This is a genomic window from Enterobacter sp. WCHEn090032, assembly GCF_003986875.1.
GTDB classification, from domain to species: Bacteria; Pseudomonadota; Gammaproteobacteria; order Enterobacterales; family Enterobacteriaceae; genus Enterobacter; species Enterobacter sichuanensis.
In genome coordinates, this window is sequence record NZ_RXRN01000004.1 from 1 (window position 1) to 21,164 (window position 21,164).

Genomic DNA, 21,164 nt, shown 5'->3' on the forward strand with positions numbered 1-21,164 from the left:
TTCATTCATTTTCCTGAAACAACCTTCGTCGCTTTCGGTAAAAAAATTACTGGGGATCCCTCAGCCCACAGGGAGAGAGAAAAAACACCGCACAAAATTCACTATCCTTTCCCGCTTTTTATCTAAAAACGAATGGTTATTAGCGATTCATTTTAATTCCTTTATCAAAATTCCTCCGCCGGAAATACTGCCCTCATAACAACAAGGGGAGCAGGCATTATGGCAATTTCATCGCGAATCACACTACTCGGCGCCCTGGCGCTGTGGGCATTTCAGGCGCAGGCGGTGGACGTCACCGTCGCGTATCAAACCTCTGCGGAACCGGCGAAAGTCGCGCAGGCGGATAACACCTTTGCCAAAGAGAGCGGCGCAAAAGTTGACTGGCGTAAGTTCGACAGCGGGGCGGCCGTGGTGCGCGCGCTGGCGTCCGGCGATGTGCAGATCGGCAATATCGGATCCAGCCCGCTGGCGGTCGCGGCCAGCCAGCAGGTGCCGATTGAGGTGTTCCTGCTGGCGTCACAGCTCGGTAACTCCGAAGCGCTGGTGGTGAAGAAAAACATCACCAAACCGGAAGATCTGATCGGCAAGCGTATCGCCGTGCCGTTTATCTCCACCACTCACTACAGCCTGCTGGCGGCGCTCAAACACTGGGGCATCAAACCGGGTCAGGTACAAATTATCAACCTGCAGCCGCCGGCCATTATCGCGGCCTGGCAGCGCGGCGATATTGACGGGGCTTACGTCTGGGCACCGGCCGTGAACGAGCTGGAAAAAGAGGGCACCGTGCTGACCGACTCCGAAAAAGTGGGCCAGTGGGGCGCGCCAACCCTCGACGTATGGGTCGTGCGTAAAGACTTCGCTGAGAAGCATCCTGAGGTGGTGAAGGCCTTTGCCAAAAGCGCCATTGACGCCCAGCAGCCCTATATCAGCAACCCGGATGAGTGGCTGAAGCAGCCTGCCAACCTGGAAAAACTGTCGCGCCTGAGCGGCGTGCCGGAAGCGGACGTGCCGGGGCTGGTGAAGGGTAATACCTATCTGACCCCCGCGCAGCAGGTACAACAGCTGACCGGGCCGGTAAACAAAGCGATTGTGGATACGGCCACTTTCCTGAAAGAGCAGGGCAAAGTGCCCGCTGTGGCGACGGATTACAGCCAGTACGTGACCGACCGCTTTGTGAAATAAGGAGTCCGCCATGCTGAATATTACAAATCTGTCTGCCGATTACGGTGGTAAACCCGCGTTAGAAGAGATCAACCTGACGCTGGACAGCGGGGAGTTGCTGGTGGTGCTGGGTCCGTCCGGGTGCGGGAAAACCACGCTGCTGAATCTGATCGCCGGGTTTGTACCGTATCAGCATGGCACCATTCAACTGGAAGGCAAAAGGGTGGAGGGCCCGGGTGCCGAGCGCGGCGTGGTCTTCCAGAACGAAGGGCTGCTCCCCTGGCGCAACGTGCAGGAAAACGTGGCATTTGGGCTGCAGCTTGCGGGCGTCAGTCGTGAAAAAAGGCTGGCCATCGCGCGGGAGATGCTGAAAAAAGTGGGGCTCGAAGGGGCCGAAAAGCGGTTTATCTGGCAGCTTTCCGGCGGCCAGCGCCAGCGGGTCGGCATTGCCCGCGCGCTGGCGGCCAACCCGCAGCTGTTACTGCTGGATGAACCGTTCGGCGCGCTGGATGCGTTCACCCGGGAACAGATGCAAACCCTGCTTTTACGCCTGTGGCATGAAACGGGCAAGCAGGTGCTGCTGATCACCCATGATATTGAAGAGGCGGTATTTATGGCCACCGAACTGGTGCTGCTATCACCGGGGCCAGGTCGCGTGCGGGAGCGCTTACCGCTGGATTTTGCCCGCCGCTACGTTGCGGGGGAACCCGTGCGCAGCATCAAATCCGATCCGCTGTTTATTGAACAGCGTGAATACGTCTTAAGCCGCGTGTTTGACCAACGGGAGGCTTTCTCATGAGCATTGTCTTCAGTGAAAAAACGCGCCGCACGCGCCTCAGCTTACGCTGGCCGTTCTCCCGCCAGATCACGCTCAGCGTGGGGACGTTGCTGGCGTTACTCGCGGTGTGGTGGCTGGTTGCCGCGCAGGCGTGGGTCAGCCCGCTGTTCCTGCCGCCGCCGGGACAGGTGCTGGCCAAACTGATTACCATCGCCGGGCCGCAGGGCTTTATGGATGCCACGCTCTGGCAGCATCTCGGTGCAAGCCTGACGCGCATTCTGGTGGCGCTGCTGGCGGCGGTGGTGCTGGGTATTCCGGTCGGCATCGCGATGGGGTTAAGCCCGACGGTGCGCGGCATTCTTGACCCGCTGATTGAGCTTTACCGCCCGGTGCCGCCGCTGGCGTATCTGCCGCTGATGGTGATCTGGTTTGGTATTGGTGAAACGTCAAAGATCCTGCTGATCTATCTGGCGATTTTTGCCCCGGTTGCCATGTCCGCTCTGGCGGGGGTGAAAAGCGCCCAGCAGGTAAGGATCCGCGCGGCGCAGTCGCTGGGCGCCAGCCGAACGCAGGTGCTGCTGTTCGTGATTTTACCGGGCGCGCTGCCGGAGATTTTAACCGGGTTACGCATTGGACTTGGCGTGGGCTGGTCAACGCTGGTGGCGGCTGAGCTGATCGCCGCCACGCGGGGATTAGGGTTTATGGTGCAGTCGGCGGGAGAGTTTCTGGCGACTGACGTGGTGCTGGCAGGGATCGCGGTGATCGCCGTGATCGCCTTCGGATTAGAACTGGGGCTGCGCGCGTTACAGCGCCGTCTGACGCCCTGGCATGGAGAAATACAATGAGTGAACGTCTGACCATTACCCCACTGGGGCCGTTTATTGGCGCGCAGGTGTCGGGCCTGGATGTAACCCGTCCCCTGAGCGATAACCAGTTCGAGCAGTTGTACCATGCGGTGCTGCGCCATCAGGTTGTATTCCTGCGCGAGCAGGCGATCACCCCGCAGCAGCAGCGTGCGCTGGCCCTGCGCTTTGGCGATCTGCATATTCATCCGGTTTATCCGCATGCCGAAGGGGTAGAGGAGATTATCGTCCTGGATACCCACAACGATAACCCGCCGGATAACGATAACTGGCATACCGATGTGACCTTTATCGAGACGCCACCGGCCGGGGCGATTCTGGCGGCGAAGCAGCTGCCGGAAACGGGAGGCGATACGCTGTGGACCAGCGGTATCGCGGCTTATGAGGCGCTGTCGGCACCGTTCCGGACGTTGCTGAGCGGCCTGCGGGCGGAGCATGACTTCAAAAAGTCGTTCCCGGAATACAAGTACCGGAAAACCGAGGCGGAACATCAGCGCTGGCAGGAGGCGGTTGCGAAACATCCACCGCTGCTGCACCCGGTGGTGCGCACCCATCCGGTCACGGGCAAGCAGGCGCTGTTTGTGAACGAAGGGTTCACGACGCGCATTGTGGACGTGACGGAAAAAGAGAGTGAGGCGCTGTTAAGTTTCCTGTTCGCGCATATCACCAAACCGGAGTTCCAGGTGCGCTGGCACTGGCAGGAGAACGATCTGGCAATCTGGGATAACCGCGTGACGCAGCACTATGCCAATGCAGACTATCTGCCCCAGCGGCGGATTATGCAGCGGGCGACGATTTTAGGGGATAAACCGTTTTACCGTGCATCTTGATCCTAACCCTCTCCCCAAAGGGGAGAGGGGACTGCCATGTGCGGTTTTCACCCTCTCCCTTTTAGGGAGAGGGCTGGGGTGAGGGTATTAAATGCGCCTCAATATACCGCTGATAGCGGTTCGCCTTGAGATAACACAAATCCACCAGCACCAGCCCGTCGACGCAGTCGTTGAACGACGGGTCGCTGCCAAAATCAATAAACTGCACGCCGCCGGGTTCGCAAAGCTCGGAATACTGCTTGTAGAGCGGCGGAATACCGCAGCCAAGATTGCCGAGCAGGGATTTCAGCTTCGTCAGATCGTCCACGTAATCCACGCCGCCAAACTGCGCCAGAACGTCCGGCAGGGAGGCTGGGTAAGGCTGACGTGACGCGGCGAGCGGATGCGTCGCCGGGAACCACAGGCGGTAAAAGGCCACCAGCAGATCCCGTGCGGCAGGCGGTAAGCCGCCGGAAATGGAGACCGGGCCAAACAGGTAGCGATAGTGCGGATAGCGCGCCAGGTAAGCCCCAATGCCGGACCATAAATAATCCAGGCCGCGGCGACCCCAGTAGCGCGGTTGAATAAAGCTGCGCCCCAGCTCAATGCCGTGTTCCAGCACGTCCTGCATTTTATCGTCGTAGTGGAACAGGCTGTAGCTGTACAACCCTTCCAGACCGCGACGTTCAACCTGGCTGGCGGTCGGCATAAAGCGATATGCGCCGACGATCTCCAGATCTTCATCATCCCAGAGGATCAGGTGCAGATAATCATCATCGTAATGGTCAGTGTCCCGACGTTTACCGCTCCCTTCCTCCACCGCGCGAAAAGCAATCTCGCGCAGACGGCCCAGTTCGCGCAGCAGCGGGGCATCTTCCTGACCGTTGCGCTGCCAAAGATAGATGGTTTTACCGTCACTGGTTTTGCCCAGACATTCGGCCTGCGCCAGCGCGCGTTTCAGGGTGGCACGATCTTCCGGACGGGCAATGGCGCACTGGGTTTTAAAGATGCCAGGCACTCCCTTGCCAAGACGCATCACGTGCTGACGACACTGCTCGGCCATCTCACGCGACGAAAGGGTGGCGCTATGCCAGTGATGCCAGGCAATCTGCTGGCCGATTTTTATCGGCAGCTGGCTGTGACGGCGGCGAAACATCTGTTGCATCAGCAGCAGCATCGACAGCGTAGGGGAGAGCAGCGTGCTGGCATAAAAGAGCAGGCTGTTGTGGGCCTGAATATGTACCGGAAGCAGCGGGACGCGCAGCTTGCCGGCGAGTTTGATAAATCCTGGGTGCCATTTTTTATCGCGAATGCCTTTGCGCGTGGGGCGAGAGACTTCGCCCGCCGGGAAGAAGATCAGCACGCCCGCATTTTGCAGATGCTGTTCCATCTGCACCAGAGACGTTTTCGCCGTCCTGCCGCCCATATTGTCCACCGGAATAAACAGCGAGCTGAGGGGCTCAAGGTGGGTCAGCATCCGGTTAGTGACGACTTTAACGTCGCGCCGCACGCGGGAAACGGCATACAGCAACGCCAGCCCGTCCAGTGTCCCTGTCGGGTGGTTGGCAATAATGACCAGCGGGCCATGTTCGGGGATTTGTTCGAGGTCGCGGGCGGAAATGGTGCAGACGATATCAAGGTGTTCCAGAACCTGCTCCACCATATCCAGCCCTTTCAGGTGGCGGTGGGCGGCGGCAAACTGCTGAAATTCGTCTTCGTAAAACAGTCTTTTTAACAGACTTTTTTGCCAGGGTGCAGGCCTCGCCTGAGGCCAAAGATCGTCGAGAACGCTATCGAGGCTAAACATGGTCACTCCTCCTGCCGTCTTGCCCAGACAGTAGAAGGAGGAGATGTCGATTGTATTGCAGTTTGGTGAAGATTAGCGGAGGATTTTTTTCTCGGCCAGATCCAGTGCGAAGTAGCTGAAGATCAGATCCGCACCCGCGCGTTTGATCGCCCCCAGGCTTTCCAGGATCACTTTCTCTTCGTCAATTGCACCCGCCAGCGCGGCGAACTTGATCATCGCATACTCACCGCTGACCTGGTAAGCGCCCAGCGGCAGCTCGGTACGCTCGCGGATGTCGCGCAGAATATCCAGATACGCGCCAGCCGGTTTCACCATCAGGCAATCAGCACCCTGGGCTTCATCAAGCAGGGATTCGCGGATCGCTTCCCGACGGTTCAGCGGGTTCATCTGATAAGTTTTACGATCGCCCTTCAGCGCGGTACCGGCAGCTTCACGGAACGGGCCGTAGAAGGAAGAGGCAAATTTGGTGGAGTAGGACATGATGGCGGTGTCGGTAAAACCCGCCGCATCCAGAGCCTGGCGAATTGCCTGAACCTGTCCGTCCATCGCGGCAGAAGGAGCGATGAAATCGGCACCTGCAGCGGCCGCGACGACAGCCTGCTTGCCCAGGTTCAACAGGGTGGCATCGTTATCTACGCCATGATCGCACAGCACGCCGCAGTGGCCGTGGGAGGTATATTCGCAGAAGCAGGTGTCGGACATCACCACCATTTCCGGCACGGTCTCTTTGCAGATACGCGACATGCGGGCGACGAGGCCATCCTCTTTCCACGCGTCGCTGCCGGTCGCGTCGGTATGGTGGGAGATGCCGAAGGTCATCACCGAGCGGATCCCCGCGTTGGCGATACGTTCGATCTCACGCGCCAGATGTTTCTCAGGAATGCGCATCACGCCAGGCATGGCTTCGATGGCCTTGTAGTCATCAATCTCTTCTTCGACAAAAATCGGCAACACCAGATCGTTTAAGGTCAGGGTTGTCTCTTCAAACATGGCGCGCAGTGCAGGTGACTTGCGCAGGCGGCGGGGGCGTGCAATTAAATCGGTCATGGTATGCCTGATGTTTGTGGAACAAAGAGGGCTAGTGTACATCAAAGTGGCGGCTGTGGTTTTACGAAAGTGGGCTTTTTGTTAATGCGAAATGCGTTCTGCGATGTTTCAGGCGATAACTTTATATAACGCGAAAAGCGCGGTTTTTAACGGCGTGAAGTATTGGTGAAATTTCTGTATTGAAATAAATATATCATAAATAATGATTTCTTATTCTTTAAAATATTCCCTGTGCTTAGGGTGTTTATTTCCCAGGTGACTGTTTTGTCGTGTTTGTTTACGCGTTTTTTGATGCTGTTTGTCTGTATCCGGACTTAATTGAATCATTCATTGAACCTTTTCGAAATGAAAATGCATAATTCGCTGCGCAATAAAATATTGCCAAATGATTTGATGGACAAACTTGCTTACGTCCCTGAGGAGGGATGACCCAATGCAAACATGGAAAAAGAAACTGGTTGTATCTCAACTTGCATTAGCCTGTACCCTGGCTATCGCTTCTCAGGCCAATGCGAAAGATATTTCCGGCACGACATATAATACTTTTGGATATGATAATACCGTGACGACCCCCTGGTATTATGGGTATGCTGACTGGGATTACGCCGGTGACAGTCATGACGGTGATATTTATCCGGTGATTAATAAATCCACCGTGAATGGCGTTATTTCAACGTATTATCTGGACGATGGTATTAATGGTCGGGCAAATGCGTTAAGCATTTCCAACAGCACCATTAATGGCATGATTACTTCGAAGTGTATGACCACAACCTGTGATAATAGTGTGGATCCGGATGGTACAACCCATACGCAATACGATCGTTTTAGCCTGACGGTTGATCACTCCACCATTAACGACGCCTATGAGCATTATGCTTACGATGTTGTAAACGGCGATAACACCGATAACCACTCACTGGATACCTACGGGCTGGGCAATGCGATTACCCTGGATGTGGAATCGGATATTGTTATCCAGAATAACTCTCACATTGCCGGTATTACGCTGACGCAGGGTTATCAACAACCGGATAACACCCCGTATGACGGCGTTGAAGGCGTGGCGAATAATAGCCATGTTTTCACCAATACCCTGGTGGTAAAAGACTCTGTTCTGACATCTGGCGCCTATAGCGATCTGGGCACCAGCGGGTTCTACGGCCAGACGGCGAAGCCGAGTGATTATGGTGAAAATAATGCCACCGCGGCAGATGACGCGGCGCTGATCGTTGCTGCCGGCGCGTCTGACAACGCGATGCAAACGACCGCGACGTTTGATCACTCCACCGTGACGGGCGATATTCTCTTCTCCAGCACCTTCGACAATAACTTCTACGAGAATGGGGATCCGGCAACCGATACCACCGCAGACGGCGTGTATAACCCAACCACCAACGGCTGGGATGGCACCGATAAACTGGATGTCACGCTGACCAACGGCAGCAAATGGGTGGGTGCTGCGCAGTCCAGCGTTGAGGCCATCGGTACGTCACAAATGTATGGCCAGGGATACAGCAACGTTGACTGGCGAGCGCTCTCTCCGAACAGTATCTGGCCGGATTCCACCTACGACAGCAACGGTCACGTTGCCGGGGAGGATGTTTATCAGAGCGGTCTGTTTAACGTCACGCTGGATAACGGCTCTGAGTGGGATACCCGTAAGCAGTCGAATATCGATACGTTGAAGGTAAACCACCAGTCGCAGGTGAATGTTGAAAACTCTGGCCTGCTGGCGGATACCATCACCCTGACCAATGCCTCATCATTGAACGTGGGCGACAGTGGTGGCGTGGCGACCGACCATCTGTATCTCGACAGCTATAGCCGTGCGGCACTGACGGAAGAAACGGCGGAGCTGTATGCCAACACCATCACCGTCGATAACGGTGCTGAGCTGGCGCTGGGACTGGGTCAGGTTGATACGCACAATATGGTACTGACCGATGGCGGTGTGCTGAACGTAGCCAGCCGTGATTACGTGCTGAACAGCGATCTGAACAACGCACGCTATATCACTAACGATACGCACAAAGCCGAGTACGACTATGGTGTTGTGGCGCTGAATTCTGACGGCCATCTGGCGGTGAACGGTGATGTCGCAGGCAACTACAAGGTGCGTATCGACGATGCGACGGGGGCCGGTTCCGTTGCCGATTACAAAAACCGAGAGATCGTTCGTGTCTATGACAATAACGCGGATACGGCTGCCAGCTTCACTGCCGCCAACAAAGCCGATTTAGGTGCTTATACCTACCAGGCGAAGCAGCAGGGGGATACCGTCGTTCTGCAGCAGAAAGAGCTGACCGACTACGCCAATATGGCGCTGAGCATTCCTTCTGCTAATACCAACATCTGGAACCTGCAGCAGGATACCGTAGGGACGCGTCTGACCAACAGCCGTCACGGCCTGGCGGATAACGGTGGGGCGTGGGTGAGCTACTTTGGCGGCAACTTCGACGGTGACAATGGCGTTATCCGCTACGATCAGGACGTCAGCGGCATTATGGTGGGTCTGGATACGCAGATCGACGGTAATAACGCGAAGTGGATCGTCGGTGGTGCGGCAGGGTTCGCGAAGGGGGATATCAGCGATCGTGCCGGTCAGGTTGATCAGGATAGCCAGACGGCGATGATCTATGCCTCAGCGAAGTTTGCGAACGATGTGTTCCTCGACAGCTCCCTGAGCTATACCCGCTTCAATAATGATCTTTCCGCAACTATGAGCAACGGTCAGTACGTGGACGGTAATACCACGACAGATGCGGTAGGCTTTGGAATGAAACTGGGCTATGACTGGAAACCCAACCTGTCTGGCTACGTGACGCCATACGCTGCCGTCTCGGGCCTGTTCCAGTCGGGTGATGATTACCGTCTGAGCAACGACATGCGCGTTGACGGGCAATCTTACGATAGCCTGCGTTATGAACTCGGCATTGATGCGGGATACACCTTCAACTACGGCGGTGACCAGGCTCTGACGCCATACTTCAAACTGGCCTGGGTCTATGATGACGCTGATAACAATGCTGATATTAACGGTGACAGCATCGATAATGGCGTAGAAGGTTCTGCTGTGCGCGTGGGACTGGGGACACAGTTCAGCTTTACGAAGAACTTCAGTGCTTACACGGATGCCACTTATCTGGGCGGCGGCGACGTTGACCAGAACTGGGGCGCCAGTGTGGGCGTGAAATATACCTGGTAATGTCTGTCAGCGGGGGAAATTATCCCCCGCTTTTTTATCGATAAAAATAAAAAATAATATTGAACCGACAAATACGGATGTCTTGAGGTCTGCATGAACGTTAATGCGAAACCACTTGCTGAATTAAGCCGGCTCGAACAGTGTCTGATAGCAGCCAGTACCCCTTTTCAATCTGCGCCACAACAATTCATTCTATCCGGTGAGTGTATTGAGCCCCGCACGATCGTATTACAAACCGGTATAATGGATATTTATCGTCATTCTGATGAATTGCTGGTGGGTATCGCAAAAGCACCATTTATTTTGGGCCTGTCCAGCGTGATGATTAAACATTGCCAGAAATACAACGTGGTCGCCAAAACACCCTGCACGGGATTTTATTTATCGACTGACACCACCCGGCAACTCATACAACAGAATGCGCTCTGGAAAGAGGCCTTCAGTTGGTTATCGTGGATAAATTACCTTCTTGCGAAACGCGATATGCAACTGGTGGGAAATAATTCCTACCACCAGATCCGCGCCATGCTGCTGAATATGGCCGAGTGGGATGAAACGCTGCGCTCAAAAATTGGTGTAATGAATCATATTCAACAAAGCACCCGAATTTCGCGCTCGGTGGTGGCAGAGGTTCTCGCCGCGCTTCGGCAAGGAAACTACATCAACATGAGCCGGGGCAAGCTGGTTAGTATCAACCGCTTGCCCATGGAGTATTAAGATCAGTTCGACGCGGTGAGCACCTGGGCTTTATTGGCGCTCAGTTCAGCCACTAAATTATTAATACCGTCACTCATATTGACGAAACGCGTATGCGGTGAGCGGGTGACCACCACGAACGCCCCTACGTTTGACTGTGGGATCATTGCCATATAGGTAATGAAGCCACCGCCGCCGCCCGTTTTTTGGATAATACCCGGACGGCCATTTTTCGGCGCCATATAGACCCAGCCCAGGCCGAGGGCATCGGCTTTACCCGGCACGTCCATCCCGATGACGCGGTTCAGCTGCGTACGCTGATAAATCAGGGTCTGCATCCGGTCGGCCTGGCTGTTGCGAGTGTAGAAATCCGAGGAGAGGAACTGCTGCATCCAGCGCATCATATCACCAGGGGTGGAATACACCCCACCGCTGCCTACGGCCGCCAGCGTGTTATTACAGGGGCTTGCGCCTTTCTCGGCCACCATCAGACGACGGCACTGATCCGGGGAAGGGGTAAAGGTGGTGTCTTTCATGCCCAGCGGACGGGTGATCTGCTCTTCAAACAGCTGAGGGTAGGGTTTGCCGGCCGCCGTAGAGAGGGCATCTGCCAGCAGGTCAAACGCCAGGTTTGAATAAGAGGCCTGCGAACCCGGCGCCACCTTCAGCGTGGCGGTACTCAGGTAACTCCAGCGCTGGTCGCGCGTAGGCCAGACAAAGACGTCACGATGCGCCGCGCCGCCAGGCTGCTCACGCGGCAGGGCACTGGTATGGGTGGCAAGGTTCACCAGCCGGATCGGTGTCCCCTGATACGTCGGTACCCGCGCGCCCGGGGGCGCATATTTGCTGAGCGGGTCGTCGAGCCTCACCACGCCCTGGTCGAGGAGTTTCACCAGCATTTCGCTGGTCATCAGCTTGGTTAAGGACGCGATGCGGATAACGGAATCCAGCTGCGGGCGAACGTTATTACCCGGGCGCGTTTCGCCAAAGCTGCGGAACACTCGCTGGTTGCCGTCGATCACGACCAACGCCATCCCGGTCGCGCCGCTGCCGTAATAGATTAGATTCGCGTAGCGATCGGCAATATCAGAAGCTAAAACTGGCGCCGTCAGCGGTTGGGCTGCCTGGGCGGTAGAAAAGCTCACCGCACACAGCGCGGCAAAAAAGAGCAGACAACGTTTCAACGAAGAGCATCCATGAAGTGAATGAGGAAAGTAATGGGTATTTATACTACTAATCGGTGTCGCGCAATGCCCCGAATTACATAACATAGCGAGAAAAACGTAACCATGGGTAAATATAAACAATTTACTCAGGAGCCATCTCCCATTTTGTGACATCGGGCTTATGATAGGCACCAGTGTCACTCAATTTTACGGAGAACGGTATGTCTGAGAAACGTGTGGTGATGGTTGTCGATATGCAGCAAGGGGTATTTGAGACCCCTCGTCTTCAGCGAGAAAAATGTGTTTCGCGTATCAACCAGCTTACGCAGGCGGCCGATACCGTCATCTTTATTCAGCATACGGAAGAGGGTGGGCTGGAGGAGGGGAGCGAAGGGTTTGCCCTGCTTCCCGAGCTGGACCAACCAGCCGGCGCGTTTTACGTGACGAAGACCGCCTGTGACGCCTTCTACAACACCGGGCTTGAGACGCTGCTGCGTGAGCAGGGCATTCGCGAGTTTGTGATCTGCGGCTGCGCCACGGATTATTGTGTTGACGCGACCATCAAGAACGGCGTCAGTCGCGGGTATCACATCACCGTCGCAGAGGATGCCCATACCACATCCAACCGCCCGGCTGCAGAAGCACAGATCCTGATCAACCACCACAACGACGTCTGGCGCAACTTCATTGCGCCGGCGAATCCTCTCGCGGTGAAACGCACCGAAACAATTCTCGAAAACTGGAAAGCGAACTAATTATCAACCCCTGGGTCTGACCTTTTTGCCTGCGTCGGGATACTGGCTCAGGCAGATTTTCGTGTGGTGATGTGTTGTACACAGCAACAGCCATAACAACAAGAAGGAAGCATTATGTTTAAGTCTTTTTTCCCAAAGCCGGGGCCTTTTTTCCTGTCGGCATTTATTTGGGCACTGATCGCTGTCATTTTCTGGCAGGCGGGCGGCGGCGCGTGGCTGGCTCGCATTACCGGCGCGACGGGCGAAGTACCGATTAGCGCGGCGCGCTTCTGGTCGCTGAGCTACCTGCTGTTTTACGCCTACTACACGGTGTGCGTAGGGCTGTTTGCGCTGTTCTGGTTTGTTTATTCTCCGCACCGCTGGCAGTACTGGTCAATTCTCGGCACATCGCTGATTATCTTTGTGACCTGGTTCCTCGTGGAAGTGGGCGTGGCGGTGAACGCCTGGTATGCGCCGTTCTACGATCTGATCCAGACTGCCCTGAGTTCACCGCATAAGGTGACCATCAACCAGTTCTACCATGAAGTGGGGATCTTCCTCGGTATCGCTCTTATTGCGGTGGTCATTGGCGTGATGAACAACTTTTTCGTCAGCCACTACGTTTTCCGCTGGCGTACCGCGATGAACGAACATTACATGGCGCACTGGCAGCACCTGCGCCATATCGAAGGCGCCGCGCAGCGCGTGCAGGAAGACACCATGCGTTTCGCCTCCACCCTTGAAGACATGGGGGTCAGCTTTATCAATGCCATCATGACGCTGATTGCTTTCCTGCCCGTGCTGGTAACGCTCTCGGCGCACGTGCCGGAACTGCCCATTGTTGGTCATCTGCCGTATGGTCTGGTGATTGCCGCGATTGTCTGGTCGCTGATGGGAACGGGTCTGCTGGCGGTGGTGGGGATCAAACTGCCGGGACTGGAGTTTAAAAATCAACGCGTCGAAGCCGCATACCGTAAAGAGCTGGTTTACGGTGAAGACGATGCCAGCCGCGCCTCGCCGCCGACCGTCCGCGAGCTGTTTGGCGCCGTGCGTCGTAACTATTTCCGTCTCTACTTCCACTATATGTATTTCAACATTGCGCGTATTTTGTACCTGCAGGTGGATAGCGTTTTCGGTTTGTTCCTGCTGTTTCCGTCGATTGTTGCGGGTACGATTACCCTCGGTCTGATGACGCAGATCACCAATGTTTTCGGTCAGGTTCGTGGGTCGTTCCAGTACCTGATCAGCTCCTGGACCACGCTGGTGGAGTTGATGTCCATCTACAAACGTCTGCGCAGCTTTGAACGCGAGCTGGACGATCGTGACCTGCAGGAAGTGACCAATACGTTTAGCTAATACAGGGAGTTGCTATGTCTTTTGCCGTACCGCGCGCGTTACCGTTGTCTTTACTGGCCGCCCTCGTCCTGGCGGGCTGTGCCGAAAAAGGGGCCGCTCCGCTGAAAAAAGGGGAGAAGCCCGTCGATGTGGCAAGCGTGGTACGGCAGAAAATGCCCGCCAGCGTGAAGGATCGCAACGCCTGGGCAGATGCTCTGGCAAAAACCTTTGAGAGCCAAAAGATTGCCCCCACTGAGGAGAATATCTGCTCGGTGCTGGCGGTGGCACAGCAGGAGTCGATGTACCAGTCAGACCCGGTTGTGCCGGGTCTGAACAAAATTGCCTGGAAAGAGATCGACCGTCGCGCGGAATCCATGCATATCCCGGTATTTCTCGTGCACACCGCGCTTAAAATCACCTCGCCGAACGGCAAAAGCTACAGTGACCGGCTGGATACGGTGAAAACCGAAAAACAGCTCAGCGCCATTTTCGATGATTTCATCAACATGGTGCCGATGGGGCAGAAGCTGTTTGGCTCACTTAACCCGGTGCATACCGGCGGCCCGATGCAGGTGAGTATTGCGTTCGCAGAGAAGCATACTGACGGCTACCCGTGGAAAATCGACGGTACGGTGCGCCAGGAGGTCTTCTCCCTGCGCGGTGGACTGTGGTTTGGCACATATCATCTGCTGAACTACCCGGCGAACTACGATGAGCCGCTGTACCGCTTTGCCGATTTTAACGCGGGCTGGTATGCCAGCCGTAATGCGGCATTTCAGAGTGCGGTCAGCCGCGCAAGCGGCGTGAAGCTGGCGCTGGATGGCGATCTCATCGCTTACGGAAGCAGCGAGGCGGGAAGCACCGAACTGGCAGTACGGAAATTATCGACAACGCTTGGCATGAGCAACAGCGACATCCGCCGTCAGCTTGAGAAAGGCGACAGCCTGGCATTTGAGAAAACGGATCTGTACAGAAAGGTGTTTGCGCTGGCAGAGAAGAAAAGCGGGAAAACGCTACCGAGGGCTATCCTGCCGGGCATCCAGCTGGAAAGCCCGAAGATCACGCGTAACCTGACCACCGCATGGTTCGCAAAACGCGTGGATGACCGCCGGGCTCGCTGTATGGGGCTTTAATGGCGGCGGCGAAAGCGCAGAACTAACGCCACCATGCCGAGAATCATACACCCCGCGAGGAAGGGGATCAGACCGAACAGGGTGCTGACACCCAATCCAATCTCAACCCGCGGGCGTCCGTTGTCCTGGACCTGCATCAGGTGTTCGTAAACGCCTGGCGCATGGACCAGCATATTGAGCAGCTGCGAGCCGGCCCAGAAGCAGAACAGGACAAACAGGGCATAAGCGATATTACCCGCCGTGGAGGTTTTTGGTTTGCCGCCAAAAATCGGTTTCGACAATGTAAAGTCAGCCATATGACCTCCCGAAAATATCACTCTGTTTCAATAAGCCTCTTACGGGGTGAGTTTGACAGGTCATCGCATTTGTCAATATCAGAATCGTGGTAATTTCCCTGCCGGAATTCTCCTGGATTGTCGATTTCTGCAGCACATCACAATTTTGTCACTTAAGTGAAATTGCGTCGCGTTTCAGATTTTCCGCATCTGCCACAGACCTGACCGTAAAACTGTGAGAGGATGTCTTTTTTTCCTGCCGGAGTTGTTATGAAGCTCACGTCCAAACTACGCCGAGACTGGCACTACTACGCCTTTGCTATCGGGCTCATCTTTATTCTTAACGGTGTCGTGGGCCTGCTGGGATTTGAGGCAAAAGGGTGGCAAACCTATGCTGTTGGGCTGGTGACCTGGGTCATCAGTTTCTGGCTGGCGGGGTTGATTATCCGCCGTCGTCCTGAAGAGACGACAGCGGATGAGACGGAAACGGCGAAGAGAGCCGATTAACCGTTTACGGAACTTTTCAGCGCGCTGTCGGCGGCGTGACGCTCCAGCGCCAGTTCGATCAGGCGGGTGATCAGGTCTGAGTAGCTCAGGCCGCTGGCCTGCCACAGTTTCGGATACATGCTGATGTTAGTGAAGCCCGGCAGCGTGTTGATTTCATTGATCACCACCTCGTTTTCCGGCGTCAGGAACACATCCACGCGCGCCATGCCGCAGCAGCCGAGCGTCTGATAGGCGCAAATGGCGATCGCCCGGATCTTATCGTTGATGTCCGGATCGATAGCCGCAGGCACAACCACCTGGGCGCCTTTATCATCAATGTATTTGGTGTCGTACGAATAGAAGTCGCTGTTTAAAACCACTTCGCCGCAGGTGCTCGCCTGCGGAAAATCGTTGCCCAGAACGGCGCATTCAATTTCACGGCCTTTGATGCCCTGCTCAATCACCACTTTATGGTCGAACTCAAACGCCAGACGGACGGCCTCGGTGAACTGTGCCTCGTTTGTCACTTTGCTGACGCCCACGGAGGAACCCTGGTTGGCCGGCTTCACAAACAGCGGCAGACCCAGCTGTTCGCTAATCTGCGCGAAGCTGTGTTTGTCGCGGTTGGCGCGGGTCAGGGTGACGAACGGCGCAATATTCAGCCCGGCATCGCGCAGCAGGCGTTTGGTGACGTCTTTGTCCATGCAGGCGGCGGAACCGAGAACATCCGAGCCGACGAACGGCAGGTTGGCCATGCGCAGCATTCCCTGCAGAGAACCATCTTCGCCCAGGGTGCCGTGAACGATTGGGAAAACAACATCAATCTGGGCGAGAGCCTGTGCGTTACCTGCGTCGATGAGCTGTCCCTTCACGACGCCGGGTACGGTGGCGACGCTAATTTCCGAAGGATTAAGGGCGATATGTGCCGGATCGTGGGCATTAAGCAGATACTGGCTGGCATCGTTAACGTGCCACTGGCCCTGTTTATCAATGCCCAGCAGCACCACGTCGAAACGGCTTTTATCGATCGCATCGACGATATTTTTGGCCGATTGCAATGACACTTCGTGCTCCGCTGATTTTCCCCCAAAGACAATACCTACGCGCTGCATAGCCATCTCACTCTCTTCCAGTCTGACGAAAAGCCAATAACATACCACGATGCCCGGCGGGTTTCGCGACCTTCTGCCATAATGTTTTGGGGAATGTTGAGGGGGGCGAGTGAAAGGAAAAACGCTGCTGACCGTTTTGATTCTTATCGCAGTCGCAACGGTGGGTTACTACTGGTTGCCGCCTTACTACAACCCTTTCATACCGCTGTCGCTTGACGACCCACCCGGCCGAATCACCCAGTATAAGCTGCGGCGTTTAACCCCCGAGGCATGCACGAGTCTGCTGTCCCAGGCTAACCAACGCGCGCTAATCCGCTCCCAGCCGGTGACGGACAGCGGCGGAGCGTGCCCGCTTAACAACGTCGTGCGCGTGCGCGATTTCGGCCCGGTCAGCCTGAACAGCAGTTTCCTTGCAAGCTGTCCGCTGGCGCTCGGCTCAGCGCTCTATATCCACCAGCAGGCCCGGCCACTGACAAAACGCTTTATGGGCAGTGACCTGACGCGCATCGATCACCTCGGCAGCTTTGCCTGCCGCAATATTTATCACCGCCCCGACGCGCGACGCAGTGAACATGCCACGGCGGAGGCGCTGGATATCGCAGCTTTTCGGCTGGCAAACGGAGAGCGTGTCACGGTACTGAACGGCTGGAAAGGAGCAAAAACGCAACCATGGCTAAAGGCCATGCTGGCGGCGAGCTGCGGCTATTACGGGAACGGCCTGGGGCCGGAGTATAACGCGGCGCATGCCAATCACTTTCATCTGGGGATGCGCGGTTTTGGGCTCTGCCGCTGAAGCATAATATTCCGTCAGAAAATGGATGAATTGTGACTTATTTCACAAATATGATGACTGGGAAGATAAAACACCAAAGTCTGTCAGGCCGCATCTCTGGTGCGACGTCAACACGCGTAACTTGCTAATCTGTCGGCGAATTCGCCTAAAAATGAAGACTGTTTCTTTATGGAATCCTGGAAAGTTAATCTCATCTCGGTCTGGTTCGGTTGCTTCTTTACCGGGCTTGCCATCAGCCAGATCTTGCCGTTTCTGCCGCTATACGTTTCACAGTTGGGGGTGACCTCGCATGAAGCACTTTCCATGTGGTCCGGTCTGACCTTCAGCGTCACGTTTCTGGTGTCCGCGATTGTGTCGCCGATGTGGGGCAGCCTGGCCGACCGGAAGGGCCGGAAGCTGATGCTGCTGCGCGCGTCGCTCGGGATGGCGATCGCCATTCTGCTGCAGGCCTTTGCCACCAACGTCTGGCAGCTGTTCTTCCTGCGGGCGGTGATGGGACTGACTTCCGGGTATATTCCCAATGCCATGGCGCTGGTCGCCTCTCAGGTACCGCGTGAGCGGAGCGGCTGGGCGCTGAGTACGCTCTCCACAGCGCAGATAAGCGGCGTTATCGGTGGCCCGCTGCTGGGAGGCTTTCTGGCGGACCATGTCGGGCTGCGCGCGGTATTTATCATCACTGCGGTTCTGCTGGTGATCAGTTTTCTGGTGACGCTCTTTCTTATCAAAGAGGGTGGCCGCCCGGTTATCAGCAAGTCTGAACGCCTGAGCGGTAAGGCCGTGTTCGCCTCGCTGCCTTATCCGGGGTTGATGATCAGCCTGTTTGTGACCACCATGGTTATCCAGCTCTGTAACGGTTCGGTGGGGCCGATTCTGGCGCTGTTTATTAAATCGATGGAGCCAGACAGCAACAATATTGCGTTTCTCAGCGGGATGATTGCCGCCGTGCCGGGGGTATCGGCGCTGATTTCCGCGCCGCGTCTTGGAAAACTGGGTGACCGGATCGGCACCGCGCGCATTCTGATGGCGACGCTTTGCTTTGCGGTGGTGCTCTTTTTCGCCATGTCGTTTGTCACCTCTCCGCTGCAGCTGGGCGTCCTGCGTTTTCTGCTCGGCTTTGCCGATGGTGCCATGTTGCCTGCGGTACAGACCTTGCTGGTCAAATATTCCAGCGACCAGGTGACCGGGCGTATTTTTGGATATAACCAGTCATTTATGTATCTGGGGAATGTTGCCGGTCCGCTTATTGGCGCATCCGTTTCGGCAATGGCGGGTTTTCGTTGGGTATTTGCTGCCACGGCGATGGTGGTGTTAATCAATATTATCCAGCTGGCAATTGCGCTGCGCCGCCGCAGACAAATGGCGGAGGCGAAATCGGCGAGATAACCGTATCGCTTTTTAATAGAAAAACGTTTCGCTGGTCGTGATGGGCATTTATTTTTATGCCCACATCACTTTTGCATACCATAATAAATATCTTCTCTTTGCATAACCGATTCAGAATGCTAACTTCAGACAAAACTGATAAGGAAATAGCACGATGAAAAATCTGATTGCGGAATTGCTGGTCAAGCTTGCACAAAAGGAAGAGGAATCAAAAGAGCTGGTCGCCCAGGTCGAAGCGCTGGAAATTGTGGTTACCGCGCTGCTGCGACAGATGGCGAAAAGCGAGCAACAGGCGTTGATCGAGAGCGTGGAAGGTGCGCTGGAGAGCGTCAGGCCTGAATCGCAGGTGCCGGTTGAGGATGCAGAGATGCTTCATCAGTACGTAAAGAAGCTGTTAAGGCATCCGCGCAGCTAAACCGTCACAGGACGTAACGACGTGTCATAGAATTGTCATGCAGGATGCCTATAGTCGCTCTGTTTTTATTTTTATGTATTTGTACATGGAGAAAATAAATTGAAACAGAGCGCACTTTTCATTGCATTACTTCCCCTGTTATTTACCCCTGCCATTTATGCTGACACCCACCAGACCCGCGTGCTGGATAATCGTGCAGCAAAAGGGGATATCACCCAGCCTGGCGGCGCGCGCCGATTGTCGGAAGATCAAACCGCCGCTATTCGTGCTTCGCTTAATGAAAAACCCGCGAAAAATATTATTCTGCTTATCGGCGATGGAATGGGTGATTCCGAAATCACGGCGGCGCGAAATTATGCTGAAGGTGCGGGCGGCTTTTTTAAAGGTATCGATGCATTACCCCTGACCGGACAATATACCCATTATTCGCTGGATAAAAAAACCGGTAAACCGGATTACGTAACCGATTCGGCGGCCTCGGCCACGGCGTGGTCCACGGGCGTGAAAACCTATAATGGTGCGCTGGGTGTCGATATTCACGAAAAAGATCATCAAACGATTCTGGAGATGGCAAAAGCAGCAGGGCTGGCAACCGGCAACGTCTCCACCGCTGAGCTTCAGGACGCAACCCCGGCGGCGCTGGTGGCCCACGTCACCTCCCGTAAATGCTATGGCCCGTCAGTGACCAGCGAAAAATGCCCCACGAACGCGCTGGAAAAAGGCGGCAAGGGTTCCATTACGGAACAGCTGCTGAATGCGCGTCCTGACGTCACCCTTGGCGGCGGCGCGAAAACCTTCGCGGAGACCGCGACGGCGGGCGAGTGGCAGGGCAAAACGCTGCGCGAGCAGGCACAGGCTCGCGGCTATCAGCTGGTGAGCGATGCCCGCTCTCTGGCGGCGATAACCGAGGCGAACCAGGACAAACCGCTACTGGGGCTTTTCTCCGACGGCAACATGCCCGTGCGCTGGGAAGGGCCAAAAGCCTCTTATCACGGCAATATCGATAAGCCTGCCGTGACCTGTACGCCTAACCCGAAACGCACTGACAGCGTACCGACGCTGGCGGCGATGACCGATAAAGCGATCTCGCTGCTGAGCAAGAGCGAAAAAGGATTCTTCCTGCAGGTAGAGGGCGCGTCGATCGATAAGCAGGACCACGCGGCCAATCCGTGCGGCCAGATTGGCGAAACGGTCGATTTGGACGAAGCGGTGCAGAAGGCGCTCGCGTTCGCGAAAAAAGAGGGTAACACCCTGGTGATCGTCACCGCGGACCATGCGCACGCCAGCCAGATCATTCCGGCGGATACCAAAGCCCCGGGCCTGACGCAGGCGCTGAACACCAAAGATGGTGCTGTCATGGTGCTGAGCTATGGCAACTCGGAAGAAGAGTCCATGGAGCACACGGGCACCCAGCTGCGCATTGCCGCCTACGGCCCACATGCGGCCAACGTGGTCGGGCTGACCGATCAGACGGATCTGTTCTACACCATGAAGGCGGCACTGGGTCTTAAATGATAAAAGCCCGGCGGAAATCACATCTGCCGGGTGGTTTTTTTCCTGTCACGAACCAGACTTACAGGGAATGTTCACAAAAGGATGGTGCAATGAAAACAACATTACTGGTCACTCTGCTTTCTGGTCTGTTCCTGGTCACATCAGCGAACGCGGAAGAGAAAACGTTAACGCCGCAACAACAGCGTATGACCACCTGTAATCAACAGGCGACGTCACAAAGTCTGAAGGGGGATGCCCGTAAGACCTATATGAGCGACTGCCTCAAAAACGGTGCTTCGAAGCCCGATGAAAAAAGCCTGACGCCGCAGCAGCAAAAAATGCGCGAGTGTAATGCGAAGGCAACCGAGCAGTCCCTGAAAGGGGACGACCGCAGCAAGTTTATGAGTGCCTGTCTGAAGAAAAAAGTGTAGTTCTAACGGGTGAGCGGCTCCGGCGGCTCACCCGAAAT

At 55.6% G+C, this 21,164-nt stretch carries 20 protein-coding genes and 1 pseudogene; 16 read left to right on the plus strand and 5 right to left on the minus strand.

Annotated features, from left to right (window positions below; genetic code table 11):
- The 5 genes and pseudogenes from EKN83_RS23400 to tauD all read left to right on the plus strand — a co-directional run.
- A pseudogene (locus EKN83_RS23400) lies at positions 1-199 on the plus strand (hypothetical protein); the annotation flags it as partial.
- A 20-nt stretch (positions 200-219) separates the two neighbouring features.
- Positions 220-1,182, plus strand: coding sequence for a taurine ABC transporter substrate-binding protein (gene tauA / locus EKN83_RS04430; protein WP_025756238.1), 963 nt, complete (start codon positions 220-222; stop codon positions 1,180-1,182).
- Positions 1,183-1,192: 10 nt separating this feature from the next.
- Positions 1,193-1,960 carry a taurine ABC transporter ATP-binding subunit gene (gene tauB, locus EKN83_RS04435; RefSeq protein ID WP_025756237.1) on the plus strand — a complete coding sequence of 256 codons (768 nt, stop codon included), beginning with the start codon at positions 1,193-1,195 and terminating at the stop codon, positions 1,958-1,960.
- Positions 1,957-2,784, plus strand: a complete 828-nt coding sequence (gene tauC / locus EKN83_RS04440) for a taurine ABC transporter permease TauC (protein ID WP_047957848.1) — start codon at positions 1,957-1,959, stop codon at positions 2,782-2,784. The genes tauB and tauC overlap by 4 nt, the downstream gene beginning before the upstream one ends.
- Positions 2,781-3,632, plus strand: a complete 852-nt coding sequence (tauD, locus tag EKN83_RS04445) for a taurine dioxygenase (protein ID WP_126800414.1) — start codon at positions 2,781-2,783, stop codon at positions 3,630-3,632. The genes tauC and tauD overlap by 4 nt, the downstream gene beginning before the upstream one ends.
- A 61-nt stretch (positions 3,633-3,693) precedes the next feature.
- On the opposite strand, the gene EKN83_RS04450 is transcribed toward tauD, so the two are convergent.
- The gene (locus tag EKN83_RS04450) at positions 3,694-5,418 is read right to left on the minus strand and encodes a lysophospholipid acyltransferase family protein (protein WP_126800415.1); all 1,725 of its coding nucleotides are present in this window, start codon (positions 5,416-5,418) and stop codon (positions 3,694-3,696) included.
- A 72-nt stretch (positions 5,419-5,490) separates the two neighbouring features.
- Positions 5,491-6,465, minus strand: coding sequence for a porphobilinogen synthase (gene hemB, locus EKN83_RS04455; protein ID WP_025756233.1), 975 nt, complete (start codon positions 6,463-6,465; stop codon positions 5,491-5,493).
- Positions 6,466-6,898: 433 nt separating this feature from the next.
- Between hemB and EKN83_RS04460 the strand changes: the two genes are divergently transcribed.
- Positions 6,899-9,673 carry an autotransporter outer membrane beta-barrel domain-containing protein gene (locus EKN83_RS04460; protein ID WP_126800416.1) on the plus strand — a complete coding sequence of 925 codons (2,775 nt, stop codon included), beginning with the start codon at positions 6,899-6,901 and terminating at the stop codon, positions 9,671-9,673.
- Positions 9,674-9,766: 93 nt separating this feature from the next.
- Positions 9,767-10,390 carry a helix-turn-helix domain-containing protein gene (locus tag EKN83_RS04465; RefSeq protein WP_025756231.1) on the plus strand — a complete coding sequence of 208 codons (624 nt, stop codon included), beginning with the start codon at positions 9,767-9,769 and terminating at the stop codon, positions 10,388-10,390.
- A gap of 2 nt (positions 10,391-10,392) precedes the next feature.
- Here EKN83_RS04465 and ampH read toward each other — a convergent pair whose 3' ends face one another.
- Positions 10,393-11,553: a D-alanyl-D-alanine-carboxypeptidase/endopeptidase AmpH gene (gene ampH / locus EKN83_RS04470; RefSeq protein ID WP_126800417.1), complete on the minus strand. Its 1,161-nt coding sequence runs from the start codon at positions 11,551-11,553 to the stop codon at positions 10,393-10,395.
- 203 nt (positions 11,554-11,756) lie between these two features.
- Between ampH and EKN83_RS04475 the strand changes: the two genes are divergently transcribed.
- The 3 genes from EKN83_RS04475 (at position 11,757) to EKN83_RS04485 (ending at position 14,737) form a co-directional block, all read left to right on the plus strand.
- Complete coding sequence (locus tag EKN83_RS04475; protein WP_025756229.1) at positions 11,757-12,290, plus strand: cysteine hydrolase family protein; 534 nt, start codon at positions 11,757-11,759, stop codon at positions 12,288-12,290.
- A 114-nt stretch (positions 12,291-12,404) separates the two neighbouring features.
- Complete coding sequence (sbmA, locus tag EKN83_RS04480) at positions 12,405-13,625, plus strand: peptide antibiotic transporter SbmA (RefSeq protein WP_126800418.1); 1,221 nt, start codon at positions 12,405-12,407, stop codon at positions 13,623-13,625.
- Positions 13,626-13,639: 14 nt separating this feature from the next.
- Positions 13,640-14,737 (plus strand): DUF1615 domain-containing protein, encoded by a 1,098-nt coding sequence (locus tag EKN83_RS04485; protein ID WP_025756227.1) that lies wholly within the window; start codon positions 13,640-13,642, stop codon positions 14,735-14,737.
- On the opposite strand, the gene EKN83_RS04490 is transcribed toward EKN83_RS04485, so the two are convergent.
- Complete coding sequence (locus tag EKN83_RS04490; protein WP_045285199.1) at positions 14,734-15,033, minus strand: DUF2755 family protein; 300 nt, start codon at positions 15,031-15,033, stop codon at positions 14,734-14,736. The genes EKN83_RS04485 and EKN83_RS04490 overlap by 4 nt on opposite strands.
- A 249-nt stretch (positions 15,034-15,282) precedes the next feature.
- Here EKN83_RS04490 and EKN83_RS04495 point away from each other — a divergent pair, with 249 nt between their 5' ends.
- The gene (locus EKN83_RS04495; protein WP_025756225.1) at positions 15,283-15,519 is read left to right on the plus strand and encodes a DUF2754 family protein; all 237 of its coding nucleotides are present in this window, start codon (positions 15,283-15,285) and stop codon (positions 15,517-15,519) included.
- Here the strand turns inward: EKN83_RS04495 and ddlA are convergent.
- Positions 15,516-16,616 (minus strand): D-alanine--D-alanine ligase, encoded by a 1,101-nt coding sequence (ddlA, locus tag EKN83_RS04500; protein WP_126800419.1) that lies wholly within the window; start codon positions 16,614-16,616, stop codon positions 15,516-15,518. The genes EKN83_RS04495 and ddlA overlap by 4 nt on opposite strands.
- Before the next feature lie 103 nt (positions 16,617-16,719).
- On the opposite strand from ddlA, the gene EKN83_RS04505 reads away from it, so the two are divergent.
- From EKN83_RS04505 to psiF, 5 genes are all read left to right on the plus strand, one after another.
- Complete coding sequence (locus EKN83_RS04505; RefSeq protein WP_126800420.1) at positions 16,720-17,403, plus strand: extensin family protein; 684 nt, start codon at positions 16,720-16,722, stop codon at positions 17,401-17,403.
- 168 nt (positions 17,404-17,571) lie between these two features.
- Positions 17,572-18,786, plus strand: a complete 1,215-nt coding sequence (locus tag EKN83_RS04510) for a multidrug efflux MFS transporter (protein WP_025756222.1) — start codon at positions 17,572-17,574, stop codon at positions 18,784-18,786.
- 154 nt (positions 18,787-18,940) lie between these two features.
- On the plus strand, positions 18,941-19,201 hold the full coding sequence (iraP, locus tag EKN83_RS04515) for an anti-adapter protein IraP (protein ID WP_045285202.1): 261 nt from the start codon (positions 18,941-18,943) through the stop codon (positions 19,199-19,201).
- A gap of 99 nt (positions 19,202-19,300) precedes the next feature.
- Entirely contained in the window at positions 19,301-20,716 is a 1,416-nt protein-coding gene (gene phoA, locus EKN83_RS04520) for an alkaline phosphatase (protein ID WP_045285203.1), read from the plus strand.
- A gap of 89 nt (positions 20,717-20,805) precedes the next feature.
- Entirely contained in the window at positions 20,806-21,126 is a 321-nt protein-coding gene (gene psiF, locus EKN83_RS04525; RefSeq protein ID WP_025756219.1) for a phosphate starvation-inducible protein PsiF, read from the plus strand.
- Positions 21,127-21,164 lie beyond the last annotated feature (38 nt).

Excerpts from the sequence above, each read along its gene's own strand:
- EKN83_RS04465 (WP_025756231.1), top strand. The coding sequence starts at position 9,767 with ATGAACGTTAATGCGAAACCACTTGCTGAATTAAGCCGGCTCGAACAG.
- psiF (WP_025756219.1), top strand. The coding sequence starts at position 20,806 with ATGAAAACAACATTACTGGTCACTCTGCTTTCTGGTCTGTTCCTGGTC.
- EKN83_RS04460 (WP_126800416.1), top strand. The coding sequence starts at position 6,899 with ATGCAAACATGGAAAAAGAAACTGGTTGTATCTCAACTTGCATTAGCC.
- tauA (WP_025756238.1), top strand. The coding sequence starts at position 220 with ATGGCAATTTCATCGCGAATCACACTACTCGGCGCCCTGGCGCTGTGG.
- tauC (WP_047957848.1), top strand. The coding sequence starts at position 1,957 with ATGAGCATTGTCTTCAGTGAAAAAACGCGCCGCACGCGCCTCAGCTTA.
- ddlA (WP_126800419.1), bottom strand. The coding sequence starts at position 16,616 with ATGGCTATGCAGCGCGTAGGTATTGTCTTTGGGGGAAAATCAGCGGAG.
- EKN83_RS04495 (WP_025756225.1), top strand. The coding sequence starts at position 15,283 with ATGAAGCTCACGTCCAAACTACGCCGAGACTGGCACTACTACGCCTTT.
- tauB (WP_025756237.1), top strand. The coding sequence starts at position 1,193 with ATGCTGAATATTACAAATCTGTCTGCCGATTACGGTGGTAAACCCGCG.
- hemB (WP_025756233.1), bottom strand. The coding sequence starts at position 6,465 with ATGACCGATTTAATTGCACGCCCCCGCCGCCTGCGCAAGTCACCTGCA.
- EKN83_RS04450 (WP_126800415.1), bottom strand. The coding sequence starts at position 5,418 with ATGTTTAGCCTCGATAGCGTTCTCGACGATCTTTGGCCTCAGGCGAGG.
- sbmA (WP_126800418.1), top strand. The coding sequence starts at position 12,405 with ATGTTTAAGTCTTTTTTCCCAAAGCCGGGGCCTTTTTTCCTGTCGGCA.
- EKN83_RS04475 (WP_025756229.1), top strand. The coding sequence starts at position 11,757 with ATGTCTGAGAAACGTGTGGTGATGGTTGTCGATATGCAGCAAGGGGTA.
- tauD (WP_126800414.1), top strand. The coding sequence starts at position 2,781 with ATGAGTGAACGTCTGACCATTACCCCACTGGGGCCGTTTATTGGCGCG.
- EKN83_RS04485 (WP_025756227.1), top strand. The coding sequence starts at position 13,640 with ATGTCTTTTGCCGTACCGCGCGCGTTACCGTTGTCTTTACTGGCCGCC.
- EKN83_RS04490 (WP_045285199.1), bottom strand. The coding sequence starts at position 15,033 with ATGGCTGACTTTACATTGTCGAAACCGATTTTTGGCGGCAAACCAAAA.
- EKN83_RS04510 (WP_025756222.1), top strand. The coding sequence starts at position 17,572 with ATGGAATCCTGGAAAGTTAATCTCATCTCGGTCTGGTTCGGTTGCTTC.
- iraP (WP_045285202.1), top strand. The coding sequence starts at position 18,941 with ATGAAAAATCTGATTGCGGAATTGCTGGTCAAGCTTGCACAAAAGGAA.